Annotated in this window: 20 protein-coding genes; 12 read left to right on the forward strand and 8 right to left on the reverse strand. The window is 71.4% G+C overall.

Translation table 11 applies throughout. From position 1 onward, the window contains the following. Positions 1–199: 199 nt before the first annotated feature. On the reverse strand, positions 200–559 hold the full coding sequence (locus tag ACZ63D_RS18980; protein WP_465356291.1) for a peptidase inhibitor family I36 protein: 360 nt from the start codon (positions 557–559) through the stop codon (positions 200–202). A gap of 258 nt (positions 560–817) precedes the next feature. Continuing rightward, entirely contained in the window at positions 818–1864 is a 1047-nt protein-coding gene (locus tag ACZ63D_RS18985; protein ID WP_465355626.1) for a LacI family DNA-binding transcriptional regulator, read from the reverse strand. Between the two features lie 156 nt (positions 1865–2020). Here ACZ63D_RS18985 and ACZ63D_RS18990 point away from each other — a divergent pair, with 156 nt between their 5' ends. From ACZ63D_RS18990 to ACZ63D_RS19025, 8 genes are all read left to right on the forward strand, one after another. Further along, positions 2021–4033 carry a bifunctional copper resistance protein CopD/cytochrome c oxidase assembly protein gene (locus tag ACZ63D_RS18990; RefSeq protein WP_465355627.1) on the forward strand — a complete coding sequence of 671 codons (2013 nt, stop codon included), beginning with the start codon at positions 2021–2023 and terminating at the stop codon, positions 4031–4033. Positions 4034–4135: 102 nt separating this feature from the next. Then, positions 4136–5812 (forward strand): energy-dependent translational throttle protein EttA, encoded by a 1677-nt coding sequence (gene ettA / locus ACZ63D_RS18995; RefSeq protein ID WP_465355628.1) that lies wholly within the window; start codon positions 4136–4138, stop codon positions 5810–5812. 18 nt (positions 5813–5830) lie between these two features. Then, on the forward strand, positions 5831–8410 hold the full coding sequence (locus tag ACZ63D_RS19000) for a hypothetical protein (protein WP_465355629.1): 2580 nt from the start codon (positions 5831–5833) through the stop codon (positions 8408–8410). A 1197-nt stretch (positions 8411–9607) separates the two neighbouring features. Next, positions 9608–14590 (forward strand): NAD-glutamate dehydrogenase, encoded by a 4983-nt coding sequence (locus tag ACZ63D_RS19005; RefSeq protein ID WP_465355630.1) that lies wholly within the window; start codon positions 9608–9610, stop codon positions 14588–14590. Beyond that, a complete protein-coding gene (locus ACZ63D_RS19010) occupies positions 14587–15009 on the forward strand; it encodes an acyl-CoA thioesterase (RefSeq protein ID WP_465355631.1) in 423 nt (140 codons plus the stop codon). The genes ACZ63D_RS19005 and ACZ63D_RS19010 overlap by 4 nt, the downstream gene beginning before the upstream one ends. Further along, complete coding sequence (locus ACZ63D_RS19015; RefSeq protein ID WP_465355632.1) at positions 15002–15637, forward strand: DUF8010 domain-containing protein; 636 nt, start codon at positions 15002–15004, stop codon at positions 15635–15637. The genes ACZ63D_RS19010 and ACZ63D_RS19015 overlap by 8 nt, the downstream gene beginning before the upstream one ends. A 46-nt stretch (positions 15638–15683) precedes the next feature. Next, on the forward strand, positions 15684–15950 hold the full coding sequence (locus ACZ63D_RS19020) for a hypothetical protein (RefSeq protein WP_465355633.1): 267 nt from the start codon (positions 15684–15686) through the stop codon (positions 15948–15950). Between the two features lie 347 nt (positions 15951–16297). Further along, positions 16298–16744, forward strand: coding sequence for a DUF6292 family protein (locus ACZ63D_RS19025; RefSeq protein ID WP_465355634.1), 447 nt, complete (start codon positions 16298–16300; stop codon positions 16742–16744). 7 nt (positions 16745–16751) lie between these two features. Here the strand turns inward: ACZ63D_RS19025 and ACZ63D_RS19030 are convergent, their stop codons facing one another. Continuing rightward, positions 16752–17648 (reverse strand): acyl-CoA desaturase, encoded by an 897-nt coding sequence (locus ACZ63D_RS19030; protein WP_465355635.1) that lies wholly within the window; start codon positions 17646–17648, stop codon positions 16752–16754. A gap of 395 nt (positions 17649–18043) precedes the next feature. Next, a complete protein-coding gene (locus ACZ63D_RS19035) occupies positions 18044–18247 on the reverse strand; it encodes a cold-shock protein (protein WP_037814060.1) in 204 nt (67 codons plus the stop codon). Positions 18248–18640: 393 nt separating this feature from the next. Between ACZ63D_RS19035 and ACZ63D_RS19040 the strand changes: the two genes are divergently transcribed. Then, entirely contained in the window at positions 18641–18829 is a 189-nt protein-coding gene (locus ACZ63D_RS19040) for a hypothetical protein (protein ID WP_465355636.1), read from the forward strand. A 37-nt stretch (positions 18830–18866) separates the two neighbouring features. Here the strand turns inward: ACZ63D_RS19040 and ACZ63D_RS19045 are convergent, their stop codons facing one another. Genes ACZ63D_RS19045 through ACZ63D_RS19055 form a run of 3 tightly spaced genes read right to left on the reverse strand, consistent with a single transcriptional unit; the run spans position 18867 to position 21875 of the window. Then, a complete protein-coding gene (locus ACZ63D_RS19045) occupies positions 18867–20456 on the reverse strand; it encodes a glycoside hydrolase family 13 protein (RefSeq protein WP_465355637.1) in 1590 nt (529 codons plus the stop codon). Beyond that, a complete protein-coding gene (locus ACZ63D_RS19050) occupies positions 20456–20845 on the reverse strand; it encodes a globin (RefSeq protein ID WP_369806064.1) in 390 nt (129 codons plus the stop codon). Before ACZ63D_RS19050 ends, ACZ63D_RS19045 begins: the two co-directional genes overlap by 1 nt. A 28-nt stretch (positions 20846–20873) precedes the next feature. Beyond that, positions 20874–21875, reverse strand: a complete 1002-nt coding sequence (locus ACZ63D_RS19055; RefSeq protein ID WP_465355638.1) for a mechanosensitive ion channel family protein — start codon at positions 21873–21875, stop codon at positions 20874–20876. A 411-nt stretch (positions 21876–22286) separates the two neighbouring features. Between ACZ63D_RS19055 and ACZ63D_RS19060 the strand changes: the two genes are divergently transcribed. After that, on the forward strand, positions 22287–22739 hold the full coding sequence (locus ACZ63D_RS19060; protein ID WP_409186186.1) for an HNH endonuclease: 453 nt from the start codon (positions 22287–22289) through the stop codon (positions 22737–22739). A 105-nt stretch (positions 22740–22844) separates the two neighbouring features. Here ACZ63D_RS19060 and ACZ63D_RS19065 read toward each other — a convergent pair whose 3' ends face one another. Continuing rightward, positions 22845–23324, reverse strand: a complete 480-nt coding sequence (locus ACZ63D_RS19065; protein WP_465355639.1) for a hypothetical protein — start codon at positions 23322–23324, stop codon at positions 22845–22847. Positions 23325–23610: 286 nt separating this feature from the next. Between ACZ63D_RS19065 and ctaJ the strand changes: the two genes are divergently transcribed. Both ctaJ and ACZ63D_RS19075 read left to right on the forward strand, forming a co-directional pair. Further along, positions 23611–23865: an aa3-type cytochrome oxidase subunit CtaJ gene (gene ctaJ, locus ACZ63D_RS19070; RefSeq protein ID WP_037715018.1), complete on the forward strand. Its 255-nt coding sequence runs from the start codon at positions 23611–23613 to the stop codon at positions 23863–23865. After that, the gene (locus ACZ63D_RS19075) at positions 23852–24334 is read left to right on the forward strand and encodes a DUF5130 family protein (protein ID WP_465355640.1); all 483 of its coding nucleotides are present in this window, start codon (positions 23852–23854) and stop codon (positions 24332–24334) included. Before ctaJ ends, ACZ63D_RS19075 begins: the two co-directional genes overlap by 14 nt. The last annotated feature ends 390 nt before the right edge of the window (positions 24335–24724 follow it).

Genomic DNA, 24724 nt, shown 5'->3' on the forward strand with positions numbered 1-24724 from the left:
GGGGGGAGTGGGGGGGGGGGGGGGGGGGGGGGGGGGGGGGGGGGGGGGGGGGGGGGGGGGGGGGCGGGGGGGGGGGGGGGGGGGCTCCCCCCCCCCCCCCCCCCGGGACCGCTCGGGGGTGCGGCCCCCGGGCCGGCGAACTAGGGCTGCGAGTCGACTCGGCCTGGAGCTGCCCGTTCGCCTGGCCCGGTCTCGGGGGCTATTCCCACACTTTCAGGGCACGCACCGCGAACGGCGACTGCGGGACGTACGTGCCACCGCCCGGATAGGTGATGAAATCGCCCTCCGTGGAACAGTCGGCTCCTTGGTAGATCGTGACGTCGCGAGTCATCCGGTTGACGAAGGAATGTCCTTGGAATCCCTCGGGCAGGGGAATGCAATCACCCGGATTTGCCGTGCGCAGGTCATAACTCTGTGCCGTGCCGGAATAGGTTTCGCTGTTCCACAGGCAGAACTCCCCGGCGGTGCAGGAAGGGGTGGGCGGTGCGGCGGGAGCGGCTTCGGCCAGGCCGGAGGCGGTCAGCAGACCGGCGGTGACCAGCAAGACCACGCCGGGCAGGCGGGACGGGGCGGCGGCGGGCCAGGCGCGGCGGCCGGGGAAAGGCAGGGACGGCAGCAGACGGCGGAACATCGTGGGAACTCCCCCTCAATCGAAGCGGTGCCGGCGGAGAACCGGCGGAATCCCGGGAAACCGGGTGTGATCTCCACCTTGGCGGGTTCCGTACGGTTTGTCTGCCCGCATTCCTACGTCTGTGGACAAGTAGTTTCCCGTCACCCGGACGAGACCTAGTTGTCCACAGATCGGCGAGCGGTCTTGCTAAATCGCCGCGGTGCTTTCCCGGACGGCCAGCGACACCGGGAGTTCGACGGGCGGCGGGGCCGGGGAAGCGGCGAGCAGGGCCAGCACCAGTTCTCCGGCCACCCGGCCCTTGCCCGCCAGGTCCTGGCGGACGGTAGTGAGGGGTGGTTCAGACCACGCGGCCTGCGGGGTGTCGTCGAAGCCGACGATCGAGACGTCGCCGGGCACGCGCAGGCCCAGCCGGTGGGCGGCGGCGATCGCGGCGAAGGCCAGCTGGTCGGACATGCAGAGCAGGGCGGTCGGCCGTACCGAGGCGGTGAGCAGGTCGGTGGCCGCCGCGCGGGCGGTCGAGGCGGAGAGCCAGGGGGCTTCGGTGACGGTGATGTCGCTGATCCCGGCGGCGGCCAGCGTGTCCAGGTAACCGGCGAGGCGTTCGCGCGTGCCGTGGAAGGGGCTGGAAACAGCCGCGCCGGAAAGGCGTGGGGCGGCCAGGATTCCGAAGCGCCGATGTCCCAGCTCCACTAAATGGCGGGCGGCCAACGACGCTCCGCCGCGGTCGTCGCAGCCGACCCGAGCGGTGTCCGGGAGCGGTGGCTGGTCGATGACCACCAGCGGCAAACCCCGTGCTCGCACGGCTTCCAGCGCGGGAGTGCCGTCGGCGAGGGAGTACGCCACGGCGATATCCGCTTGGGCGGCTAGAACTCGCGACGCTGGCGGGCCTTCTTGCGCCTCGCGGCCGGGCAACAGCAGCAGCGCGTTGCCGGTCGGCTCCACGGTTTTCGCGAGAGCGTCCAGGGTGATCGACAGCGCCGGGTCCGAAAAGGCGGCCGACAGCGACGAATCCAGCAGGAAGGCGATCGCTCCGGTGCGGTTCGTGGCGAGGCTGCGGGCGGTCGGGTTCGGGCCGGGGTAACCGAGTTCACCCGCCACGCGCAGAATCTGCTCCCGCAACTGCGCCGACAGCTGGTCAGGCCGGTTGTAGGCGTTCGACACAGTGGCGCGCGACACCCCGACCGCCTCCGCGACGTCGTCCAGCGTCGGGCGGCGGCGACGGCTGCTGGTCATCGGCGGAGCATAGAGGAAAGCCTTGCCGCGCACCGGATTCCGTCCGGCAACCCGGCTCGACCAGCGCAAACACCACAAGCGAACGATCCGGCGCGAAATCCGGCGAGCGCCCCGCCCCCCGCGCCGCCGCGCGCGCGACCGGCCTACTCTCGTACCGTGACCTCGGAACCTGTGACGAAACCGAACCGCGGCCGCAAGACGAGCGTGCTCCCGCTGCTTTCGGTCGGAGTCGTGCTCGGGGCGGTCGTCGCGGTCGGGCTCGTCGCGCTGACCGGCGGCGCGGGCTACGTCATCGCCGGGCTTCCGGACCCGGGGCTCGTCACGCGGTACGGCGTCACGGTCGTCCGGGTGCTCGCCGAAGCGTCGTCGGTCGTGTGCGTCGGCACCTTGCTGCTGGCCGCTTTCCTCGTGCCGCCGCAGAAATCCGGCACGCTCGCGCCCGAGGGGTACGCCGCGGTCCGCACCGCGGGGATCGCCGCGTGGGTGTGGTTCGCGGCCTCGATCCTGTCGGTCGCCTTCACCGCCGCGGACAGCGCCGGGAAACCGTTCGGCGAGATTCTCGACCCGGACACCCTGCTGAGCCTCGTCGGCGCGATCGAACAGCCCAAGGCGTGGCTGTGGACGGCGCTGATCGCGCTCCTGCTCGCCCTCGGCTGCCGCCTGGTGCTCAGCTGGGGCTGGACGGCGGTGCTGTTCTTCCTGTCCGTCGCCGGGCTCGTCCCGGTCGCGGTCACCGGGCACTCGGCCAGCGGCGGTTCGCACGACCTGGCCACCAACAGCCTGCTGTACCACCTCGTCGCGGCCGCGCTGTGGGTCGGCGGCCTGCTGGCCGTGCTCGCGCTCGGCTGGCGCCGCGGCCGGAACCTCAGCCTCGCCGCGCAGCGGTTCTCCAAGCTCGCGCTGGTCTGCTGGATCGTGATGGCGGTGTCCGGCATCGTCAACGCGCTGGTCCGGATCAACCTCGGCGACCTGTTCACCACCGACTACGGCCTGCTCGTCGTCGCCAAGATCGTCGCGCTGCTGCTGCTCGGCGTCTTCGGCCAGCAGCAGCGCAGCCGCGGCGTCGCGAACCTCGTCGACGGCAAGGGCGGCAGCCAGCTGCTGCGGCTCGCCGCCGTCGAAGTGCTGATCATGTTCGTCACCATCGGCATCGCGTCCGGCCTCGCCCGCACGCCACCGCCGCCGGACGCGGTCACCCAGCCGGGCACCGTCGAGCTTCTCATCGGCTACGACCTCCAGGGGCCGCCGACGTTCTGGCGGCTGCTCACCGACTGGCGCTTCGACCTGATCTACGGCACCCTCGCGATCGTTCTCGCCGGCCTCTACCTCCTCGGCGTGCGGCGGCTGCGCAAGCGCGGCGACGCGTGGCCGGTCGGCCGGACCGTCGCGTGGGTCGCGGGCTGCGTGGTGATCCTGCTGGCCACGTCGTCGGGCATCGGCCGGTACGCGCCCGCGATGTTCAGCGTGCACATGGGCAACCACATGCTCCTGTCGATGGTCGCGCCGGTCCTGCTGGTGCTCGGCGGCCCGGTGACGCTCGCCCTGCGCGCGCTCCCGCCGGCTGGCCGCGAAGCCCCGCCGGGACCGCGCGAATGGCTGCTGGCCGCCGTGCACTCGCCGGTGTCGCGGTTCCTGACGAACCCGATCGTCGCGCTGCTGCTGTTCGTCGGCTCGTTCTACGGCCTGTACTTCTCCGGCCTCTTCGACGCCGCGCTCAACTACCACTGGGCGCACCTGGCGATGAACGCGCACTTCCTGCTCGTCGGCTACCTCTTCTACTGGCCGGTGATCGGCGTCGACCCCGCGCCGCGGCGGCTGCCGCCGGTCGGCAAGCTCGGGATGATGTTCGGCGCGATGCCGTTCCACGCCTTCTTCGGCGTGATCCTGATGAACATGCAGACCGTGATCGGCCGCGAGTTCTACACCTCGCTGAAACTGCCGTGGGTCGGCGACCTGCTGACCGACCAGCGGCTCGGCGGCGGCATCGCGTGGGCCTCGGGCGAGGTGCCGGTGCTGCTCGTGCTGATCGCGCTGCTGGTGCAGTGGGCGCGCCAGGACGAGCGAGAGGCGAAACGGCGCGACCGGCGCGAAGAGACCACCGGCGGCGAGGAACTGGCCGCCTACAACGCGATGCTCAAGAACCTCGCCGAGGGCAAACGGGCCGAATGACGCGGCGGAAATAATATCGCCGGAGTGAGGACGACCTGACCCTCGGTAGCGCGGTGGTGACCGCCGTCAGGCCGCGGAAGGAGCCACTCTACGATCGACGGCATGGCCGAGTTCATCTACACCATGAAGAAGGTGCGCAAGACCGTCGGGGACAAGGTCATCCTCGACGACGTGAGCACCGCGTTCTACCCCGGAGCCAAGATCGGCGTCGTGGGCCCGAACGGCGCCGGCAAGTCGACCGTTCTCAAGATCATGGCGGGGATCGAGCAGGCCAGCAACGGCGAGGCCTTCCTCCAGCCGGGCGCGAGCGTCGGCATCCTCATGCAGGAGCCGGAGCTGGACGAGACCAAGACGGTCCGGCAGAACGTCGAGGAAGGGCTCGGCGACACCAAGAAGAAGCTCGACCGCTACAACGAGATCGCCGAGCTGATGGCGACCGACTACAGCGACGCGCTGATGGAGGAGATGGGCCAGCTCCAGGAGGACCTGGACCACGCCGACGCCTGGGAGCTCGACTCGACCGTCGAGCAGGCCATGGACGCGCTGCGCTGCCCGCCGCCGGACGAGCCGGTCACCCACCTGTCGGGAGGCGAGCGCCGCCGCGTCGCGCTGTGCAAGCTGCTGCTGTCCGCGCCCGACCTGCTGCTGCTCGACGAGCCCACCAACCACCTGGACGCCGAAAGCGTGCTGTGGCTGGAGCAGTTCCTCGCCACCTACAAGGGCGCCGTCCTGGCCGTCACCCACGACCGGTACTTCCTGGACAACGTCGCCGAGTGGATCATGGAGCTCGACCGCGGCCGCGTCGTCGGCTACGAGGGCAACTACTCCACCTACCTGGAGAAGAAGCGCGAGCGGCTCGAGGTCCAGGGCAAGAAGGACGCCAAGCTGGCCAAGCGGCTCAAGAGCGAGCTGGAATGGGTGCGGTCCAACGCCAAGGCGCGCCAGACCAAGTCCCGTTCGCGGCTCGACCGCTACGAGGAAATGGCCGCGGAGGCGGACAAGCACCGCAAGCTGGACTTCGAGGAGATCCAGATCCCGCCGGGCCCGCGGCTGGGCAGCGTCGTGGTCGAGGTCGAGAAGCTGCGCAAGGGCTTCGACGACCGGGTGCTCATCGACGGGCTCTCGTTCAACCTGCCGCGCAACGGCATCGTCGGCGTGATCGGCCCGAACGGCGTCGGCAAGACGACGCTGTTCAAGACCATCGTCGGGCTCGAGGAGCCGGACGGCGGCTCGGTCAAGATCGGCGAGACAGTCAAACTGTCCTATGTGGACCAGACCCGCGGCGGGATCGACCCGAAGAAGACCGTGTGGGAGGTCGTGTCCGACAAGCTCGACTACATCCACGTCGGGCAGACGGAAATGCCCTCGCGCGCTTACGTGAGCGCGTTCGGCTTCAAGGGCCCGGACCAGCAGAAGCCGGCCGGCGTGCTGTCCGGCGGCGAGCGCAACCGGCTCAACCTCGCGCTGACGCTCAAAGAGGGCGGGAACCTGATCCTGCTGGACGAGCCGACGAACGACCTGGACGTCGAAACGCTGGGTTCGCTGGAGAACGCGCTCGAGCAGTTCCCCGGCTGCGCCGTCGTGATCTCCCACGACCGGTGGTTCCTCGACCGGGTCGCGACGCACATCCTCGCCTGGGAGGGCACCGACGAGGACCCGGCGAAGTGGTTCTGGTTCGAGGGCAACTTCGAAGGCTACGAGAAGAACAAGGTCGAGCGCCTCGGTGCCGAAGCGGCGCGTCCGCACCGGGTCACCCACCGCAAGTTGAAGCGCGACTGACCGGCGCGGGGGTCCCGAGTGGAAACCAGCAGGCACAACCGGCCCAGCCCGTCCGCACCCGCGGACGGGCGGCCCGCCGTTGCCGGTGGCGGGACCCTCGCCGACCTCGGACGGCTGATCGACCGGGCGGAATCGCTGCGGTTGCGGGCGCCCGAGCTGTCCCTGGTCCTCGGCGAACGCTCGGCCGCGCTGGCCGAGACGGCGGGCGCGGACGGGCACTGGATCCGGGCGGAAGCGCTCGTGGTGTCCGCTCGCGTGCGCACCGGGGCGCGGACGTCCACGGTCGGCCGCGCGGTCGCGGCGTTGCGCGCGGCCGAACACGCCGGGTACTCCACGACGGCGGCGCGGCTGCGCGTCGATCTCGCGATCTGCGCGCGCAGTCTCGGCGTTCCGCTGATGGGGCTGGCCGCGCTGCGGCCGGTGCTGTCGGAGGACGTGCCGCCGTCGCTGCGCGCGGAAGCGCTGTGCCATCTCGTCGGGTGCCTCGCCCAGTTCGGCCGGAAGGCGGAGCTGGACCGGGTGCTCGTCGAGGCGGACCGGCTGCTGGTGGCCGACGATTCGCTCGACGCCGACGACCGGCTGCTGATGCGGGCGTTGCTGCGCAACGGAACCGCGGCGCACCGGCGCCGGCACGGGGACCTCACCGCGGCCGCGGACGCCGCGCGGACCGGGCTCGGGTTCCTGGAGAAGCTGGACCGCCCGGGCGACGACGGCGGTCTCGTCCGGATCCGGCTCGTGCTGCAGCTGGTGAGCACGCTGCTCGACCGCGGCGACGCGGACATGGCTTACGACATCGCCGAACCGATGCTGCGCGAACCGGTGCGCGCCGCCGGGGTCGCGCCCGCGGCGTGGCTGCGGCTGGCGGTCGCGACGCGCATCCACCTGCCCGCCGGAGCCGGCGACGCCGCCGCCGAGCTGGTGGGGGAGGCCGTGGCGGCCACCGACCGGCACGGGCTCGCGGCGGTCACCGCCCGGCTGTGGCTGGAGCTGGCGCAGATCGAGGAACGGTTCGGCAGCGCGGAAGAGGCCATCGGGTGCCTGCACCGCGCCCGGGCCGCGGAACACGTGCACGCGCGGGCCCGGCGCCAGGCGTGCGGGCTGATCGCGGGCGAGCTGGGCGGCGACTCGGTGGCGTCGATGGACCTCGACGACGTCCTGGCCGCGTCCGCCCCGCGCGACGGGCGCCCGGTGTCGATGGAGGTCGAACCGCGGGTCGCCGCCGAGGAGACCTCGGTGATGCCGGCGATCCGGGACGTCCCCGCCGAGCGGCCGGATCCGGTCGCGGCTCCGTTGCCGGTCGCCGCGGCGCGGGTCGAGGCGGCCGCGGAGCCGGTTTCGGCTTCGGCCTGGGTCGAGGCGGCGGAGAAGAAGCCCGCGTGGTCGTTCCGGAAGGCCGCCGCGGAGACGGAGGTCGAACAGACGTCGGTGCTCCCGGCGATCCGGGAGACCGCCGAGGAAGCTCCGCGGACGGGCGGGCGGCGGCGGGCCGAGGACCGCAAGACGCCGGTTTTGCCGGGATGGGCGCGGCCGTTCGGGCGGAAGGCCGCGGAAGCGCCCGCGCCGCGGAAACCGGCGGCTGAGGAGCCGGTCAGCCGGGCGGAGACGCAGGTCGCCCAAAGCGCGACGGAGCGGCGGGAAGACGCGGCTGGCAAGTCTGTGGAGGACGTGTCGGTCCGGTGGTCTGACGCGCCGCGGGAAGCGAAGAGCGCGCCCGTGCGGCGGGCGGACGCGGCTGTTTCGCGGGCCGCCGAGACTGCGGAGAAGCCGCGGGCGACGCGCCGGGCCGCCGAGGACGCGCCCGTGCTCCGGGAAGAACCGGCACGGCTGGAAGAGCCGCCCGTTCGTCCGTCGCGGGCGGCGGACGAGACGAAAACGCCGTGGGCGAGGGAGGAACCTCCCCGTCGCGCCGCGGAAGAAGCTCCGGCCGAGGAAGCCCCGAAGGAAGAGCCGAGGTTCTCGCTGCGGATGCCGGATCTGTCGGACATCCTGCCGGAGCTCCCGCTCGCCCCGGCTCCCGCGGACGAGCCCGCCGCGCCGTTGTGGGAAAGCGCCGAATGGGCGCGGGAGGAAGCGGACCGCCGCGACGCGCGCGGACGCAAGACCCGGCACGACGCCGAACACGGGTCGGTCGCCGCGAAGTCCGTGCTGGACCGGCTGGGCATCACCGCGACCGGCGGAGGCGGCGGACGGCGCCGGGCCGACGAACCCGGACGCCCCGACTCCGCCGCGGCGGAACCGGAACCCGCGTCGCGCGAAAAGCCGGAACTGGCCCCCGCGCCGCGGCCGGAGGAACCGGAACAGATCGAGGAACCCTGGTTGCCGCGCTTGCGGATGCCGCCGGCGTTGGACCCGTTGTCGGACATCGACGCGTGGACGCCGTCGGAGCAGCCGTTCCCGGAGGGCTACGCGCGAGCCATCGCGGAGGACGAACCGCCGCCAGACGCCGGTCTCGCCGAACTGCTCGCCCGCGCCCTCGCCGAACACCAGGCAGGCACCGCGAGCGCGGCGGCGCTGATGAAACGCCTCGGCCCGAACGACGAACCGAAGCCCATTAACGGCCGGGCGACCGCGGACCGCCGCCACAACAACGGCGACTGACGCACGCCGGGAAGTCCTTGCCCCGCAAGGGGAGTGGGGTGCATCTGCTCGCTTGGCTGGGTGGATTTCGCAGCGGGACAGGGGATCGCGTATCGGCGCAATCCCCGCGGCATGGATTCCGGGATGTCCGTGAGGGGAACCTTGAGGGAATCAGATTCCCCTAGGGTTCCCCTCACGAACCGCTGACGAAGTGAAGCCTGGCCGGTTCGTCTCGACTTGGCCGGGGCATCGCGGCACGCCTGCTCGCTTGGTCGGTGGATTTCGCAGCACGACAGGCGATCGCGCATCGGCGCAATCCTCGCGGCATGGATTCCCGACCGTTGACGAAGTGAAGCCACGCGGGTCGGTCTCGACTTAGTCGGGGCGTCGCGGCGCACCTGCTCGCTTGGCCGGGTGGATTCCGCAGCGGGACGCGGGATCGTGCAACGACGCAATCCCCGGGGCATGGATTCCCGACCGTTGACGAAGTGAAGCCACGCGGGTCGGTCTCGACTTAGTCGGGGCGTCGCGGCATACCTGCTCGCTTGGCCGGGTGGATTCCGCAGCGGGACGCGGGATCGTGCAACGACGCAATCCCCGGGGCATGGATCCCCGACCGTTGACGAAGTGAAGCCAGCCCGGTCCGTCTCGACTTGGCCAAGGCATCGCGGCACACCGCGTTGCGGAGAGAGAAAACCTGATCGCAGCGCGCGGTCGCTCCCGCCCGGAAGCGGAGAAGCTTCGGCCCCCACCGCGTTTTCGCGACGAGCCAAGCGTTTCCGGCCTGCGGCCGAGATTATGCGGCACAAACCGCCCGCCCTCGCCGATCTGCGAGCGCCCCGAGGCCGCCCAGTCCGGGAAGCCGTCCCGCAACGGAAGAATTAGCCCGTCCGGGTGGGAATTCTCGCAGGGGAGGGACGCAACCTTTTCCGTTCTCGCCGCGGGCGATACGGGCACTGAACCGATCCCGAAGCCGCCGGGAAGCCCCGGAAAACCGCGCTCCGGCCGCGTGCCAAGCCTTTTGCCGGAAACCGCCCGGGCCGAACCCGCCGGTAGCTGAACCGATCCCGCGCGGGCGCGCCGCCGGGGACCCCGGAGCCGAACCTTAAGTCTTTCCCCGCCGCGCACGGGGGCGTCTCAGGGCGGATTAGGGTGAGGGATGTCCGGCACGTTGTGGTGACGGACGCGTCTCGGTCTCGCACACTGGAGAGTTGCTCAATGAGCTCGACGGGAGTCTCGTCCCCGCCCGATGTCGGCGCCGAAGCCGGCGCCGCCCGCCGCACGGCCAGCCCGGAACAGATCCGGGACGAGCTGATCGACACCGCCGCGGCGCAGGCGCCGGAGATCGCGGACCTGATCCGCTTGTACTACCGGCACATCCCGGCCGACGAGATCGTCGGCGACGAGCCCGCCGCGCTCGTCGGCGCGGTGCGTTCGCACCTGCAGCTGGCGAAGCACCGCATGCCCGGGCGCCCGGCGGTCCGGCTGCTGAACCCGACCACCGCCGAGGACGGCTGGACGCGCGACGCGACCGTCGTGCAGGTCGTCACCGACGACATGCCCTACCTCGTGGACAGCGTCACCGCGGAGTTCGCCCGCGACGGCGTGCAGGTGCAGCGCATCGTGCACCCGATCGTGGTGGTGAGCCGCGGCCTGACCGGCGAGCTGGAGGGCCTGCACCTGGACGCCGACCCGGCCGATCCGCCCGCGGGCGCGTCCGCGGAATCGTGGATGCTGGTGGAGATCGACCTCGTCACCGATCCGCAGCGGGCCCGCGAGCTGGACAACCGGCTCACGTCAGTGCTCGGCGACGTGCGCGAAGTCGTCGAGGATGCCGAGAAGATGGCGCAGACGGCCTGCTCGCTCGCGGAAACCCTCGAACAGAACCCGCCGAAGCTGCCCGGCAACGGCGACGAGGTCGTCGAGGGCGCGCGCCTGCTGCGCTGGCTCGCCGACGGCCACTTCACCTTCCTCGGCTACCGCAAGTACGAACTGGTCGACAGCCCGCGGCCGGACACCGACGAGCCCGCCCTGCGCGCCGTTCTCGCGTCGGGGCTGGGCGTGCTGCGCCAGGACAGCCTCGCCGCGCGCAGCCTCACCGCGGGCCCGGACAGCTCGGTCGACGCGCTCGCGCCGTCGCTGCTCGTGCTCACCCAGGCCAGCGCGCCGAGCACGGTGCACCGTCCGGTTTATCCGTACTACGTCGGCGTGAAGACGTTCGACGAGAACGGCAAGGTCACCGGCGAGCACCGGTTCCTCGGCATGTTCACCACCACCGCGCTGCACGAGAACGTGCTCGACATCCCGGTGGTCGGCCAGCGCGTGCGCGAGGTGATCCACCGCGCCGGGTTCCCGATGGAGTCGTTCTCCGGCCAGCGGATGCTGGAGGTCCTGCAGAACTGGCCGCGCGCGGACCTGTTCTCCGCGGACACCGATTCGCTCTTCTACACCACCACCGGCGCGATCACCCTGTCGGACCGCCGCCGGCTGCGGCTGTTCCTGCGCCGCGACCCGTACAACCGCTTCTACTCCTGCCTGGTCTACCTGCCGCGCGACCGCTACACCACGCGCTCGCGGCTGGCGATGCAGGAAGTGCTGCTGGACGAACTCGAAGGCACGCAGCTGGAGTACAGCGCGCGCGTCGGCGAAACCCTGCTGGCGCAGGTGCACTTCATGGTGCACACCGACCCGTCGAACGTGGTCGAGCCGGACACGCTGCGGATCCAGGAGCGGCTCAACACCGTCGTGCGCAGCTGGGACGACCGGCTGGTCGAGGCGATCATCGCCGAGCGCCGCGAGCGCGTCGGCGACGGCAGCCCGACCGGGATGACCGGCGAGGAGTCCGCGGTCGACCGGGGGCAGCGCTTCGGCGCGGTGTTCCCCGAGGCGTACAAGGAGGATTTCACCGCCGAGGACGCGCTGGCCGACCTGGCCAAGCTCGACACCCTCGCGGACGAGGGCGATCTCGCGCTGTCGTTCTACCTGCCCGCGGACGCCGAACCCGGCGAGCGGCGGTTCAAGCTCTACCTGCGCGGCGAGGGCGTCACCCTGTCCAAGGTGCTGCCGGTGCTGCAGGCGATGGGCGTCGAGGTGGTGGACGAGCGGCCGTACGAGCTGTTCCGCGAGGACGGCGGGCCGAGCTGGATCTACGACTTCGGCCTGCGCGTCGACAAAAAGGGCCTCGAAGAAGCCGACGAAAACGCGGCGGTCGAGGTGCGCGAGCGGTTCCAGGACGCCTTCCACGCCTCGTGGCGGGGCGACGCCGAGGTCGACGGCCTCAACGGCCTCGTCCTGCGCGCCGGGCTCACCTGGCGCCAGGCCGCGGTGCTGCGGGCCTACTCCCGCTACCTGCAGCAGGCGCGCAGCCCGTTTTCCCAGGCCTACATCCAGAACACGGTCGTCAAGCACACCGAGGTCGCGACGAAACTGGTGCGGCTGTTCGAAACCCGCTGCGATCCGCAACTGTCCGATGTGGACCGGAAAACGCACGCGGAATCGCTGACCGCCGAGATCTCCTCGATGATCGACGAGGTCACGAGCCTCGACGAGGACCGGATCCTGCGCCGGCTGCTCGCGGTCATCAACGCGACCCTGCGCACGAACTACCACGTGCGCGACGCGGACGGGAACCCGCGGCCGTACCTGGCGCTGAAGTTCGACCCGAGCGGCGTGCCGGAGCTGCCCGAGCCGCGGCCGAAGTACGAGATCTTCGTGTACTCGCCGCGCGTCGAGGGCGTGCACCTGCGTTTCGGCGAGGTCGCCCGCGGCGGCCTGCGCTGGTCGGACCGCCGGGAGGACTTCCGCACCGAAATCCTGGGCCTGGTCAAGGCGCAGGCGGTGAAGAACGCGGTGATCGTGCCGGTCGGCGCGAAGGGCGGCTTCGTGGTGAAGCGTCCGCCCGCCCCGACCGGCGACGCCGGGGTCGACCGCGACGCTCAGCTCGCCGAGGGCGTCGCCTGCTACCGGATGTTCATCTCCGGCCTGCTGGACCTCACCGACAACCGCGTCGAGGGCGAAACCGTGCCCGCGCCGAACGTGGTGCGCCACGACACCGACGACAGCTACCTGGTCGTCGCGGCGGACAAGGGCACCGCGAAGTTCTCCGACATCGCCAACGAGGTCTCGGCGCAGTACGGCTTCTGGCTCGGCGACGCGTTCGCCTCCGGCGGTTCGGTCGGCTACGACCACAAGGCCATGGGCATCACCGCCAAGGGCGCGTGGGAGAGCGTGAAGCGGCACTTCCGCGAGCTGGGCAAGGACACCCAGACCGAGGACTTCACCGTCGTCGGCATCGGCGACATGATGGGCGACGTCTTCGGCAACGGGATGCTGCTGTCGAAGCACATCCGGCTGGTCGCGGCGTTCAACCACATGCACGTCTTCCTCGACCCGAACCCGGACGCCGCGTCCTCCTACGAGGAGCGCAAGCGGCTGTTCGACCTCCCGCGCAGCTCGTGGGACGACTACGACCGTTCGCTGATCAGCGAGGGCGGCGGGATCTACCCGCGCTCGGCCAAGACCGTCCCGATCACCCCGCAGGTCCGCGAGGCGCTCGGCCTCGACGAGGGCGTCACGAAGCTCGCGCCGATGGACCTGATCCAGGCGATCCTGCTGGCCCCGGTCGAACTGCTGTGGAACGGCGGCATCGGCACCTACGTCAAGGCCGAGAGCGAAAGCCAGGCCGCGGCGGGCGACAAGGCCAACGACGCGATCCGCGTCAACGGCAACCAGCTGCGGGTGAAGGTCGTCGGCGAGGGCGGCAACCTGGGCCTGACCCAGCTCGGCCGGATCGAATTCGCCCGTAACGGCGGCAAGATCAACACCGACGCGCTCGACAACTCGGCCGGTGTCGACTGCTCCGACCACGAGGTCAACATCAAGATCCTGCTGGACCACCTGGTGGCGACCGGCGAACTGGAGCACGCGCGGCGCAACGAGCTGCTCGGCGAGATGACCGACGAGGTCGGTTCGCTCGTGCTCGCGGACAACTACCGGCAGAACGCGGTGCTCGGCGTCAGCCGGGCGCACGCCGGGCCGATGGTGTCGGTGCACGCGCGGCAGGTGTCCGCGCTGGTCGCGAAGGGCGCGTTCGACCGCAAGCTGGAGGCGCTGCCGACCCCGTCGCAGTTCCGCGCGCTGGAGAAGGCGGGCGAGGGCCTGACGTCGCCGGAGCTGGCGACGCTGCTCGCGCACGTGAAGCTCGACCTCAAGGACGAGCTGCTCGCCTCCGACCTGCCCGAGTCCGAGGTGTTCACCCGCAGGCTGCCGGAGTACTTCCCGGCTCCGCTGCGGGAGCCGTTCGCCGCCGCGATCGCGCAGCACCCGCTGCGCCGCCAGATCATCACCACGCTGATCACCAACGAGCTGGTCGACGGCGGCGGCATCTCGTTCGTCTACCGCCTGATGGAGGAGATGAACGCGACCGCCACCGACGCGGTGCGCGCGTACGCGGTGGTCACGCACGTCTACGACCTGCCGAAGCTGTGGGCCGAGATCGACGCGCTGGACAACGTGGTGCCGACCGCGGTCGCGGACCGGATGGTGCTGGAGACGCGGCGGCTGCTCGACCGGGCAGCGCGCTGGTTCCTCACCAACCGCCCGCAGCCGCTCGCGCCGCTGGCCGAGATCAACCGGTTCGGCCCGGTGCTCGCGGAACTCGGCCCGAAGCTGGGCGAGCTGCTGCGCGGGCGCGAACTGGAGTCGGTGGAGCAGGACGCGGCCGGGCTGGTCGAGAAGGGCGTGCCCGCCGATCTCGCCCGCCGGGTGGCGCTGCTGCTGCACAGCTACGGCCTGCTCGACGTGGTCGAGGTGGCGGAGCTGGCCGAACAGCAGGTCGGGCTCGACGCGACGCACACCCCGGCCGACACCGCCGAGCTGTACTACGCGCTGTCGGACCACCTGGACATCGACAAGATGCTCACCGAGATCAGCGCGCTGGAACGCGGCAACCGCTGGCACGCCCTCGCCCGGCTCTCGCTGCGCGACGACGTGTACGGTTCCCTGCGCGCGATCGCGCTCGACGCGCTGCGGCACAGCGACCAGGACCTGTCCGTCGACGAGCAGATCGAGCAATGGGAGAAAGCCAACGCGTCGCGGCTTTCGCGGGCGCGCGTGGCGCTGGACGAGATCACCCGTTCCGGGCGGCTCGACCTCGCGACGCTGTCCGTCGCCGCGCGCCAGATCCGGAGCACGGTGCGGTGACATTCGTTTCCCACGTCCAGCCGCGATGGTCGGACATGGACGTGTACGGGCACGTCAACCACGCGAACGTGGTGACGCTGCTCGAAGAGGCCCGGGTGCCCGTGCTGTTCGGCGAAGCCGAGCGCGCGGGGCTCACCGAGCTGCCGAAGGGCGTCGTGGTCGTGAAGCTCGGCGTGCATTATCGCGCGCCGATCGTCGCGGCGCCCGGCCGTTCGGTGCGCGTGGAGATCACGCTCGCCGAGCTGAGGGCCGCGACGGTGACGCTCGGGTACGTCGTGCGGACCGGCCCGGAAGCGACCGATCCGGTCGCGGTCACCGCGGAGACCGTGCTGGCCCCGTACGACACGGTCAAGCTCCGGCCGCGCCGGCTCAGCGACGAGGAATCGGAATTCCTCAAGCGGGTGCTGGCCGATGCCTGAGCTGCGGATCCCCGATCCGGACGACCGGGAGACGCTCAGCGCGTTCGTGGCCCGCGCGGTGCGGCTGGACGGCACGACCGCCGTCCGGCTGCGCCGCCGGGGCGACGACGTCGTCGAGGCGTGGACGGCCACGCCGTTCGAGGTCCTCGCGACTCGCGCGGTGGCGGGCACGGTGACCCCGGCGGACGTCACGGTGTCGGGCAACGAACTGCTCGCGGCGCTCGCCGTCGCGGGCGGCGAGGTGATGGACCCGGGTCCGGCGCGCGATCTGCTGTGGCACGCCGAACTGCCGGTGTCCGGCCGCTGGCAGAAGGTCGACGAGCTGCCGGTCGGCGTGATCTCGGACCTCGCCGACCGCGGCGTCGCGCTCGCCCGCGACAACGCCGGTCCGCACGGCACGCCGCCCGCCTCGCTGATGGACCAGGCGGTGCTCACCGTCACCGGGGGAGACCTCGAGGTCAAGGTCCAGATGCGGTGCCTGTTCGCGCTGTCCGGGATGGGCCTGTTCGATTCGTCGATCGACGGCGACGTGGTCCGCGTGACCGCCACCGACTCGTGGCTGCGCCTCGACGCCCGCTACGGCGCGGTGCTCAAGCGGCGCCAAGCGCTGCTGCCGCTGCTGTTCTGAGGCGAAGTGCTGGCGGGAGCCGTTCGGCGGTGTCATCGTTGACCGCATGACCGAACCGGACGGCGACCCGACCGCGGACTTCCTCGCCGAGGTCCGGGCCGAGGAGACGCCGTGGCGCACCGACCGGCCCGCGGACGCGGAGCCCGCGCCGGACGCTGAACCCCGGCCTGGCCGTGCCCGGTCGGTGGTGCGCGCGGTGGGCGAGGCCGCGCCGTACGTGCAGGCGGGGTTGTTCGCCGCGTGGGCGGTCACGTCGATCGCCGAGTCGGCGGATGGCGGCCAGCCGGGTGATTACGGCGGCCAGTCGGGGTGATCCCGGCGGCAGCCGGTCAGGGGACGCGCCCCGGGGCAGGGACGCGGTTTCGAGAACTGCGTGACTCGGGCGGGTGAGGCCGCGCCGTCTGTCCACATCGGACTCTTCGCCGCGCGGATCGCCATGTCGGCCGCGGATTCCGCCTGGGCCAACCGGTTTCCGCGGCGGCCGGACGGGTCGATTCCGGCTGCGGGGGTTGTCCCAGCGGGTAGAGTCGGAGTCCGGTCCAGCTGCCGGATGCCCGATCCGGTGCGACCCCGATCATCGCGACCGCCGGGCTTCGCGCGATTCGACGACCCCGGTTCGTTTTCCGCGCGAAGCGGAAGCGGCGGCGGAAGAGGAGACCCATGCTCCTGTCCGGTCCGGAACGCCCGATGTCCCTGCCCACCGCCGACGATCCGCAGGTGCTGCGGCAGGCATTGGCCGCGTATGTGCGCGAGGTCGCGGCCGCGGTCGGGGTGTCGGTGGAGTGCACGTCGTGCGAGGTCACCGACACGATCACCGCCTATGTCGCGCTGAGCGGCCGGTCCCCGCGGTTCCCCGGACGGGATTTGATGCTGTTGTGGACCATGCGGCAGGGCTGGTCGGTGGCGGTGGAGACGACGCCCGCCGAAGCCCCGCAGCAGGTGGCCCAGCTGGGCGGCGACGTGACGCCCGCGCCGGAGCGGGTGCGGAAGTTCGTCGCGGACGTCGTGGCCTCGGCCGAGCAGGCCGGGAGCCCGCGGCCGGTGCTGGCCGTGTCCAGCCGCGGCGACCTGCGGACCCGGCTCGAGGAGCGGGTCCGCAGGGCCTGAGCTTCGGTCAAGCGGTCTTGAGCTTGCGCGCGAGGCGTTCCGCCCGCGGCCAGCGCACGTGCGAGGCCCACCGGAACTTCTCGAACATCCAGATCAGCCGCGCGGAGATGTCGAGCTGGCCGCGGCCGACGCCGTGCCGGGCCCCGGTCGGGTCGGCGTGGTGGGAGTTGTGCCAGGACTCGCCGAACGACGCGATCGCCAGCGGCCAGAAGTTCGCCGAACGGTCGCGCGCCTCGAACGGACGCTCGCCGATCAGGTGGCACAGCGAGTTGACCGACCAGGTCACGTGGTGCAGCACGGCGACCCGGACCAGCCCGGCCCAGAAGAACGCGGTCAGCGCGCCCCACCAGCTCATCGTCGCCAGGCCGCCGATGAGCGCGGGCAGCAGCAGCGTCGCGGCGGTGAGCACCGGGAAGAGCCGGTCGATCGTCCGCAGGTCGGTGTCGTCGAGCAGGTCCGGGGCGAACCGGCGCGGGTTGGTCCGGTCGCGGCCGAACAGCCAGCCCATGTGCGCGTGCCAGAAGCCCTTCGCGAGCGCGGCGGGCGAAGTGCCGAAGCGCCACGGCGAATGCGGGTCGCCGTCGCGGTCGGAGTACGCGTGGTGGCGGCGGTGGTCGGCGACCCAGTCGATCACCGGTCCCTGCATGGCCATGCTGCCCGCGACGGCGAGCGCGATCCGCAGGCCGCGGCGGGCGCGGAACGAGCCGTGGGTGAAGTACCGGTGGAAGCCGACGGTGATGCCGAGGCCGCTGACGCAGTAGAACGCGGCGGCGAGGCCGACGTCCAGCCAGCTCAGCCCCCAGCCCCACGCCAGGGGCACGGCGGCGGCGACGGCCAGGAGGGGGACGACGGCGAAGAGCTTCACCAGGAACGCCTCGGTGCCGCTCTTCTGGCCGGCGAGCATGGGCTGGGGCGATTTCGGGGGACGCTGGACGGTGCTCTGGGTTTCGATGGGTAAACGCTCCTACTCGAGCAGGTCCGGCCGCCGCGCTCTGCGGGGGCCGAGGCCGGTGCCGCGGCGGGAGCCCGGGCGGAAGGGGGAGCCGCCGAGGGCGAGGAGCCGGGGCATGCGAACCGACCAGGCAGGGGAGGGCCTCAGGGCCAGTCGCGGCCTGCTCTGGTCAACGGGCGATCCCGCGTCCGGGTTCCCGGGCCGCGGAAGATCTTGTGCCGCCGGGAAAAACCACCGGCGCACCAAAGGAAAGCCGAATATTTCGGCTGCCGTGGGCGGAAAAGTCCGCTTCGGCGCGGGCCCCTGGTGCGGAAATCCTTCCGCACCAGGGGAAACACCGCTGAGACTCAGATGGCGCGGACGCCGGTGGCCTGCGGGCCCTTCTGGCCCTGGCCGACCTCGAACTCCACGCGCGCGTTCTCCTCAAGGCTGCGGAACCCGTTGCCCTGGATCTCCGAGTAGTGCACGAACACGTCGGCGCTGCCGTCGTCCGGGCTGATGAACCCGAAGCCCTTTTCGGCGTTGAACCACTTCACGGTGCCTTGCGTCATAAAAACGATCTCCATCGGACTCACAACAGATGCCACCTCGGCATCCGGGCCTGGCAACCGACGGTGTGCCTTCCGAAAAGAGAAACACCACGCCCGCTACATCTTGCGAGCGTAGCTGCGGGACGTACCCACCGCACGAACACAAAACACGACCGACATCAGTAAAGCACGCCGCGGCCGGTCTCACCAGAGCTGGCGACGCGGAGGGTCCATTGTGGACGCCGCGACGCGCGCGGACGGGACGGCGCGCGGGCGGGCCGGAGCGGGGGAGTAGCGTCTGTTCCGTCGAGAAGTCTCACCGTGCGCCGGCGTTCGAGCCGGCGTCGTCCCCGGCGGGTCCGCGCGTCTCGTGCGGCGCCGCCGGTGGCCCCTTCCACCTCGACGAGGAGCGACATGCGCTCGGAACGACGTCCGCTGTCCGCCGAAACCAGTGAATTCGCCCGTGCCCGGGTGTCCGCGGAGCAAGACCTGCGCGTCCAGCAGGAACACGCCGCGCGCACCGTCGCGGGACACGCGCACGACGTGGACGACCTGCGCGGTCTGCTCGACATGCTCGGGCTGGAGGCGACCGCCCGCGTCTGACCGGCCGGAGTTCTCGCCCGCGGCCGCCTGCGCCGGGCTACCCGAGCCAGGCGGCCGAATCCGGGGCGAGCCTGCCGTCGACCAGCGGGCTGCTGGTCAGCAGCACCTCGCCCGGCGGCAGCACGATCGAGCTGGCCGAAGTGTTCAGCGCGCAGATCAGGCCGCCCCGGCCGCGGCGGAACGCGAAACAGCCCGCGGGCGCGCCGTACCACTGCAGTTCGTCGCCGCCCCGGAACGCCGGATGGTGCTTGCGCAGTTCCACCGCGCGCCGGTATAGCGACAACGTCGAGTCCGGGTCTTCGAGCTGCCGTTCCACGGTGAGCCCGGCCCAGTCCGCGGGCATCGGCAGCCAGGTCTGTGCGGTGCGCGAAAACCCGTACGGCGGAAGCGTGCCCTCCCACGGCAGCGGCACGCGTTCTCCGTCGCGGCTGAATTCCGGGCCCTGTGAGCGGGCGCGCGGGTCGGTCATCGCCTCCAGCGGCAGGTCGGCGTTCGGCAGCCCCAGCTCTTCGCCCTGGTACAGGTAGACCGCGCCGGGCAAGGCGAGTTCCACCAGCGCCATCGCGCGCGCCCGGCGGAGACCGGCCGCGCCGCCGCCGTACCGGCTCGCCGCGCGCCAGACGTCGTGGTTGGCCAGCGTCCAGGTCGCCGGAGCGCCCGCCGCGCGCGGCACCGCCAGCGAACGCTCGATCGACGTGCGCATCGCGTCCGCGTCGAAATGCGTCAGCACCAGGCGGAAGTTGAACGCCAGGTGCAGTTCGTCCGGCCGCAGGTAGCGCGCCAGGCGCTCCTCGTCCTGCACCCAGATCTCACCCACGGCCATCGCGTCCGGGTACTCGTCGAGCACCTTGCGGATCAGCCGGTGCACCTCGTGCACGCCGTCGTCGTCGAACCGCGGATCGCCGGGCGCGCCGCCGCCGTGCGCGGGCGTGCCCGGATCCATGTCGGGCAGCCCGGACGGTTTGGCCATCCCGTGCGCGACGTCGATCCGGAACCCGTCCACGCCCCGGTCGAGCCAGAACCGCAGGGTCCGCTCCAGATCGGCGCGGACGTCCGGATTGGCCCAGTTCAGGTCCGGCTGCTGCGGCGCGAACAGGTGCAGGTACCACTGCCCGTCCGGGACCCGCGTCCACGCCGGGCCGCCGAACACGCTGACCCAGTTGGTGGGCGGCTCGGCCCCGCCGGGCCCGCGGCCGTCGCGGAAGTGGTAGCGCTCCCGCTCCGGGCTGCCCGGGCCGGCCGCGAGCGCGGATTTGAACCACGCGTGCTGGTTGCTCGTGTGGTTCGGCACCACGTCCACGGTGACCCGGATGCCGCGCCGGTGCGCCTCGGTGAGCAGCACGTCGAAGTCGCCGAGGGTGCCGAACATCGGGTCGACGCCGCGCGGGTCCGCCACGTCGTAGCCGTGGTCGGCCATCGGCGAGGGGTAGAACGGCGTCAGCCACAGCGCGTCGACGCCCAGCAGTTCCAGGTAGCCGAGCTTGCTGCGGATGCCCTCGAGATCGCCGATGCCGTCCTCGCCCGAATCGGCGAACGACCGCACGTAGATCTCGTAGAACACCGCGTCCGACCACCACGACGGCCGCGCACGGCCGTCCGGTCGCCTGCCCGCGACCTTCCGTCTCATCAGACGAAGCTGTTCATCATGCTGTGCGCGGCCATTTCCAGGTACGCCCACAGCTGGCTGAGGTACGGCTCGGGCAGGTTCTCCTCGTCGATCGCGATCCGGATGCAGCGCAGCCACGCGTCGCGTTCGATCGGGCCGATCTTGAACGGCGCGTGCCGCATCCGCAGCCGGGGGTGGCCGCGCTGGTCGGAATAGGTGTGCGGACCGCCCCAGTACTGGATGAGGAACAGCCGGAACCGTTCCTCCGCCGGGCCGAGGTCCTCCTCCGGGTAGAGCGGGCGCAGCACCTCGTCGCGGGCCACTTCCTCGTAGAACCGCTTGATGATGCGGCGGAAGGTCGGTTCGCCGCCCACCGCCTCGTACAGGTTCGCCGGTTCCGGCTCGCTCACAGTCGACACCCTTCCATCTTGCCCTGTCTCAGCTCCGCTGCGCGCCCGGCTGCTTGTCCTGCATCGACGACAGCAACCGGCCGAGCGGCGGTTCGAAACCGGCCTCTTCCAGCGCGCCGAGCAGCTGCCCGCGCAGCTTCCGCTGCACCGCCCACTGCTTGCCCGGTCGCACCTTCACCGTCAGGCGCAACACGATTCCCTCGGGCGTGACCTGTTCGACGCCGAGCATCTCCGGCGGCTCCAGCACGTTCGCCGAGAGCGCGTCGGATTCGACCGCCTTCGTGGCCGCGCCGCTGAGCACCTCGGTGGCCTTGTCGACGTCCGCGGAGTAGCTCAGCGGGACGTCCACCACGGCGTAGGCGAAGCCCTGGCTCGAGTTGCCGACGCGCAGCACCTCGCCGTTGCGGACGTACCAGACGGTGCCCTTGAGGTCGCGCAGCGTGGTGATGCGCAGCCCGACCGCCTCGACGGTGCCGGTCGCCTCGCCGATGTCCACGACGTCGCCGACGCCGTACTGGTCCTCGATCATCATGAACATCCCGGAAAGGAAGTCCTTGACCAGATTCTGCGCGCCGAACCCGAGCGCGACGCCGACGATCCCGGCCGAGGCGATGATCGGGGCCAGGTCGATGCCCAGTTCGCCGAGCACGAGGATGAACGCGAGGCCGTAGATCAGGAACGTGGCCATCGACTTCAGCACCGAGCCGATCGTCTTGGCCCGCTGCCTGCGCCGCTCCGCCACGGCGGTGCCGAGCATCTCCGGCGCGCGTTCGCGCAGCGGCCGCAGCAGCGACGGGATCTTGCCGTTTCCGCCGGAGGCCGGGAGCGTGGTGACCCGCTCGATCAGCCGCTTCGTGAGATAGCGCACCACGAACGCGATGACGAGGATCATGATGATCTTCAGCGGCTTCGTGAGGAGCCAGCCCGCCGACGCGGCGAGCCACTCGTTGTGCGTGACCGAATAGACCTGGGCGCACCACGACCCGGTCTCGGAAATGCAGGTGGGTGGGGCGCTGAGCACGGCATTCACTGGCGGAGAAAGTCCTTCCTCGCTTCGTTGTCCCGGCGGCGCGCAGGCGGCCGCGGGGTGGCCGCCGGGTCGCGGGTATGTGACACGTCACAGAACACGCGTGCGCCGGGGCCCTGATGTGTGGTCGACTATGCCTGCACCGGTGGAGGTGGTCGAGTGCCAGACCGACAACCCGTCCCCCTCGGCGGCGCCGGCCAAGCCATGGCCGAGCTGCCGCCGGAGGCGATCCTGCGTGCCTGCCCGGGAGGGTCCGCATCCGGCGGCTCCGTCCCGTCCGGGCCGGGGACCCGTCCAGGGGGAGCGTCCCGTCCGCCCGGACAGCGTAGAGCCCGCGATCCGGTCGCCCCGGCCTGGGGGCGGCGCCGGGTCCTCCTGCTCAACGCCACTTTCGAGCCGCTGACCGCGGTGCCCATGCGGCGCGCGGTGGTGCTCGTCATGTGCGGCAAGGCGGAGGTCGTCCACGGCGATCCGGGCGGCGTGGAACTGCACGCCGCGACGGTGTCGCTGCCCGTTCCCTCGGTGATCCGGCTCAGCACGTACGTGCGGGTGCCCTACCGGGCGCAGGTGCCGCTGACCCGGGCCGGGCTGATGCACCGGGACCGGCACCGCTGCGCCTACTGCGGCGGGCGCGCCGAGACTATCGACCACGTCGTCCCCCGCAGCAAGGGAGGTCCGCACAGCTGGACCAACTGCGTCGCCTGCTGCGCGAAGTGCAACCACCGCAAGGCCGACCGGCTCCTGTCGGAGCTCGGCTGGCGGCTGCGCGTGGTGCCGCGCGCTCCGCACGGCCCGCACTGGCGGCTGCTGGCGCATTCCAAAGAGGCCGATCCGCTGTGGCGGCCGTACCTCGGGTCGGCGGCCTAGCGCCGGTTTTCCCCGGACACGCCGGCGCCCCGGCTGCCTTCGCGGCGGCCGGGGCGAGCCGATGGATCCTCGCTGGACGTCCCCCAGTCCGGTGCCCGGCCGTGCTCAGGCGGCGAGGCTGTAGTCGGCCTGGCAGGTGACGCGGGTGCCCATGGTGACCCGGGTTCCGCGCGTGACGCGCGTGCCTCGGGTGACGCGGGTGCCCATCGTGACGCGGGTTCCGGCGGTGACCCGGGTTCCGCGGGTGACGCGCGTGCCCATCGTGACGCGCGTGCCGCAGGTGACGCGGGTTCCGCGGGTGACCCGCGTGCCCCGGGTGACGCGGGTGCCCATCGTGACGCGAGTTCCGGCCGTGACGCGGGTCCCGCGGGTGACGCGCGTGCCCCGGATGATTTCGGTTCCCATGGTGACGCGGGTACCCATTGTCACGCGAGTGCCCGCGGTGACCCGGGTTCCGCGGGTGACCCGAGTGCCGCGCGTAACCCTGGTGCCGGACGTGACCCGCGTTCCGGTCACGAATTCGGTCTCGCTGGGTGACGAAATGGTCTCGGTGATCGCCTGAGCGGGGGTCTGGACGCTCTGCATGAGGTGTCCTCCTGGGACCGGTGCGTGACGGGCTGGAGCTGGGGAGGTGGGCGCAAGGCCCGTACAGGTGAAAAAGCTACGAGGATTTCAGGGTTCGGACAAGCCGGTATCGCCCGGTACGGCCGCCTGTACGGCGAGTTGCCATCTTTCGGCCCGCAGCCCTTCGCCCCAACGTTCCAGCGGGGGCGGGCCAAGCGGCGGACGGCGCCTCAGCGGCGGCGAACGGTCGCCCCCGGTCGCCGGTGTCGCGCGGTGGGCGCGGGAGGCATCCGATACGCTCACCGGCGTGAACGTTGTCGAGACGATCCTGGTCTACGCGGTCATCCCCGGGGCCATTTACTTCGTGGTCGGCGCCGCGACCTTGCGGAAGAAGTTCTCGGGGACGCCGCGGTACCGGCCGGGGCAGCCGTGGGAGTACCCCGCGATGTGGTGGACCGCCAACCCGGACGGCGTAGGAGCCGGCCACGCACCGGCGGTTGACGTGAATGCGGCGCCCGCGGGCGCTTCGACGGCCGCAGGAGGCGCTCGTGGCAAGTGGTGAACTGACCCGGACCGCGGTCGCGGAGAAGGACCTGGCCTTCGGCGAGGTCATCACCAACAGCGGCCGGCTGTCCGCGGCGAAGATGTACGAGCCCGCCGCGCCGACGAGCCCGTTCACGGTGCAGCAGCTCGCGCGCCTGGACGAGGCCCTGACCTTCGCGACGCGCGAGGCCGGCCTCGACTTCAGCATCTACCTCGGCGACCTCGGCGAGGACACCCGGGCCGGCGCGGAAGCCCTGCACGCCGCCACCGAGAACCCCTCGAACGCGGTGCTGCTGGCGGTTTCCCCCGCCCAGCGCGCGATCGAGATCGTCACCGGCGAACGCTCGCACTCCCGCCTCCCCGACCGCGGCGCGAACCTGGCCGTGGCGAGCATGGTGGCCTCCTTCAAGGAAGGCGACCTGACCGGCGGCCTGGTCAACGCCCTGCGCATGCTGAGCGACCAAGCGGGCCCCGCCCCGAAGCACTAGTTCCCGCACAACCTCGAAGAGCCGATACGCCCTGGCGTATCGGCTCTTTTTACGTTTCAGCCCAGACATTTTCGTGAGGGGAACCCTCACAGACTCAGATTCCCCCCCGGGCGCCCCTCGCGCCCGGCGATGCTCACGTGCTCCTTCAGCGCCCACGCCCGCCCAGCACCCCCCGGATGCGCCTCAACGCCACATCGAGACGCACACCGCGAACCCCAAGACAACACGCACTCAAGCCGCGCCTGAAACCGCCACCGATGCACCCAACCATCCGAGGCGCCCAGCCCCCGCCCTGCACCCCGATACGAAGCCTTCTCTGCGGTTCGGGGGGGGGTGGGGGGGGCGGCGGGGCTGTTTCTGCGCCCAAACCCCAAACACCACCAAAACCCG

It is taken from the genome of Amycolatopsis sp. NPDC104775 (genome assembly GCF_055583325.1).

Coding starts and splice junctions, on each gene's coding strand:
- ACZ63D_RS19040 (WP_465355636.1), top strand. CDS start 18,641: ATGCGCTCGGAACGACGTCCGCTGTCCGCCGAAACCAGTGAATTCGCC.
- ACZ63D_RS19030 (WP_465355635.1), bottom strand. CDS start 17,648: ATGCTCGCCGGCCAGAAGAGCGGCACCGAGGCGTTCCTGGTGAAGCTC.
- ACZ63D_RS19060 (WP_409186186.1), top strand. CDS start 22,287: ATGCGGCGCGCGGTGGTGCTCGTCATGTGCGGCAAGGCGGAGGTCGTC.
- ettA (WP_465355628.1), top strand. CDS start 4,136: ATGGCCGAGTTCATCTACACCATGAAGAAGGTGCGCAAGACCGTCGGG.
- ACZ63D_RS19065 (WP_465355639.1), bottom strand. CDS start 23,324: ATGCAGAGCGTCCAGACCCCCGCTCAGGCGATCACCGAGACCATTTCG.
- ACZ63D_RS18985 (WP_465355626.1), bottom strand. CDS start 1,864: ATGACCAGCAGCCGTCGCCGCCGCCCGACGCTGGACGACGTCGCGGAG.
- ACZ63D_RS19020 (WP_465355633.1), top strand. CDS start 15,684: ATGACCGAACCGGACGGCGACCCGACCGCGGACTTCCTCGCCGAGGTC.
- ACZ63D_RS19045 (WP_465355637.1), bottom strand. CDS start 20,456: ATGAGACGGAAGGTCGCGGGCAGGCGACCGGACGGCCGTGCGCGGCCG.
- ACZ63D_RS19025 (WP_465355634.1), top strand. CDS start 16,298: ATGCTCCTGTCCGGTCCGGAACGCCCGATGTCCCTGCCCACCGCCGAC.
- ACZ63D_RS19005 (WP_465355630.1), top strand. CDS start 9,608: ATGAGCTCGACGGGAGTCTCGTCCCCGCCCGATGTCGGCGCCGAAGCC.
- ACZ63D_RS19015 (WP_465355632.1), top strand. CDS start 15,002: ATGCCTGAGCTGCGGATCCCCGATCCGGACGACCGGGAGACGCTCAGC.
- ACZ63D_RS19035 (WP_037814060.1), bottom strand. CDS start 18,247: ATGACGCAAGGCACCGTGAAGTGGTTCAACGCCGAAAAGGGCTTCGGG.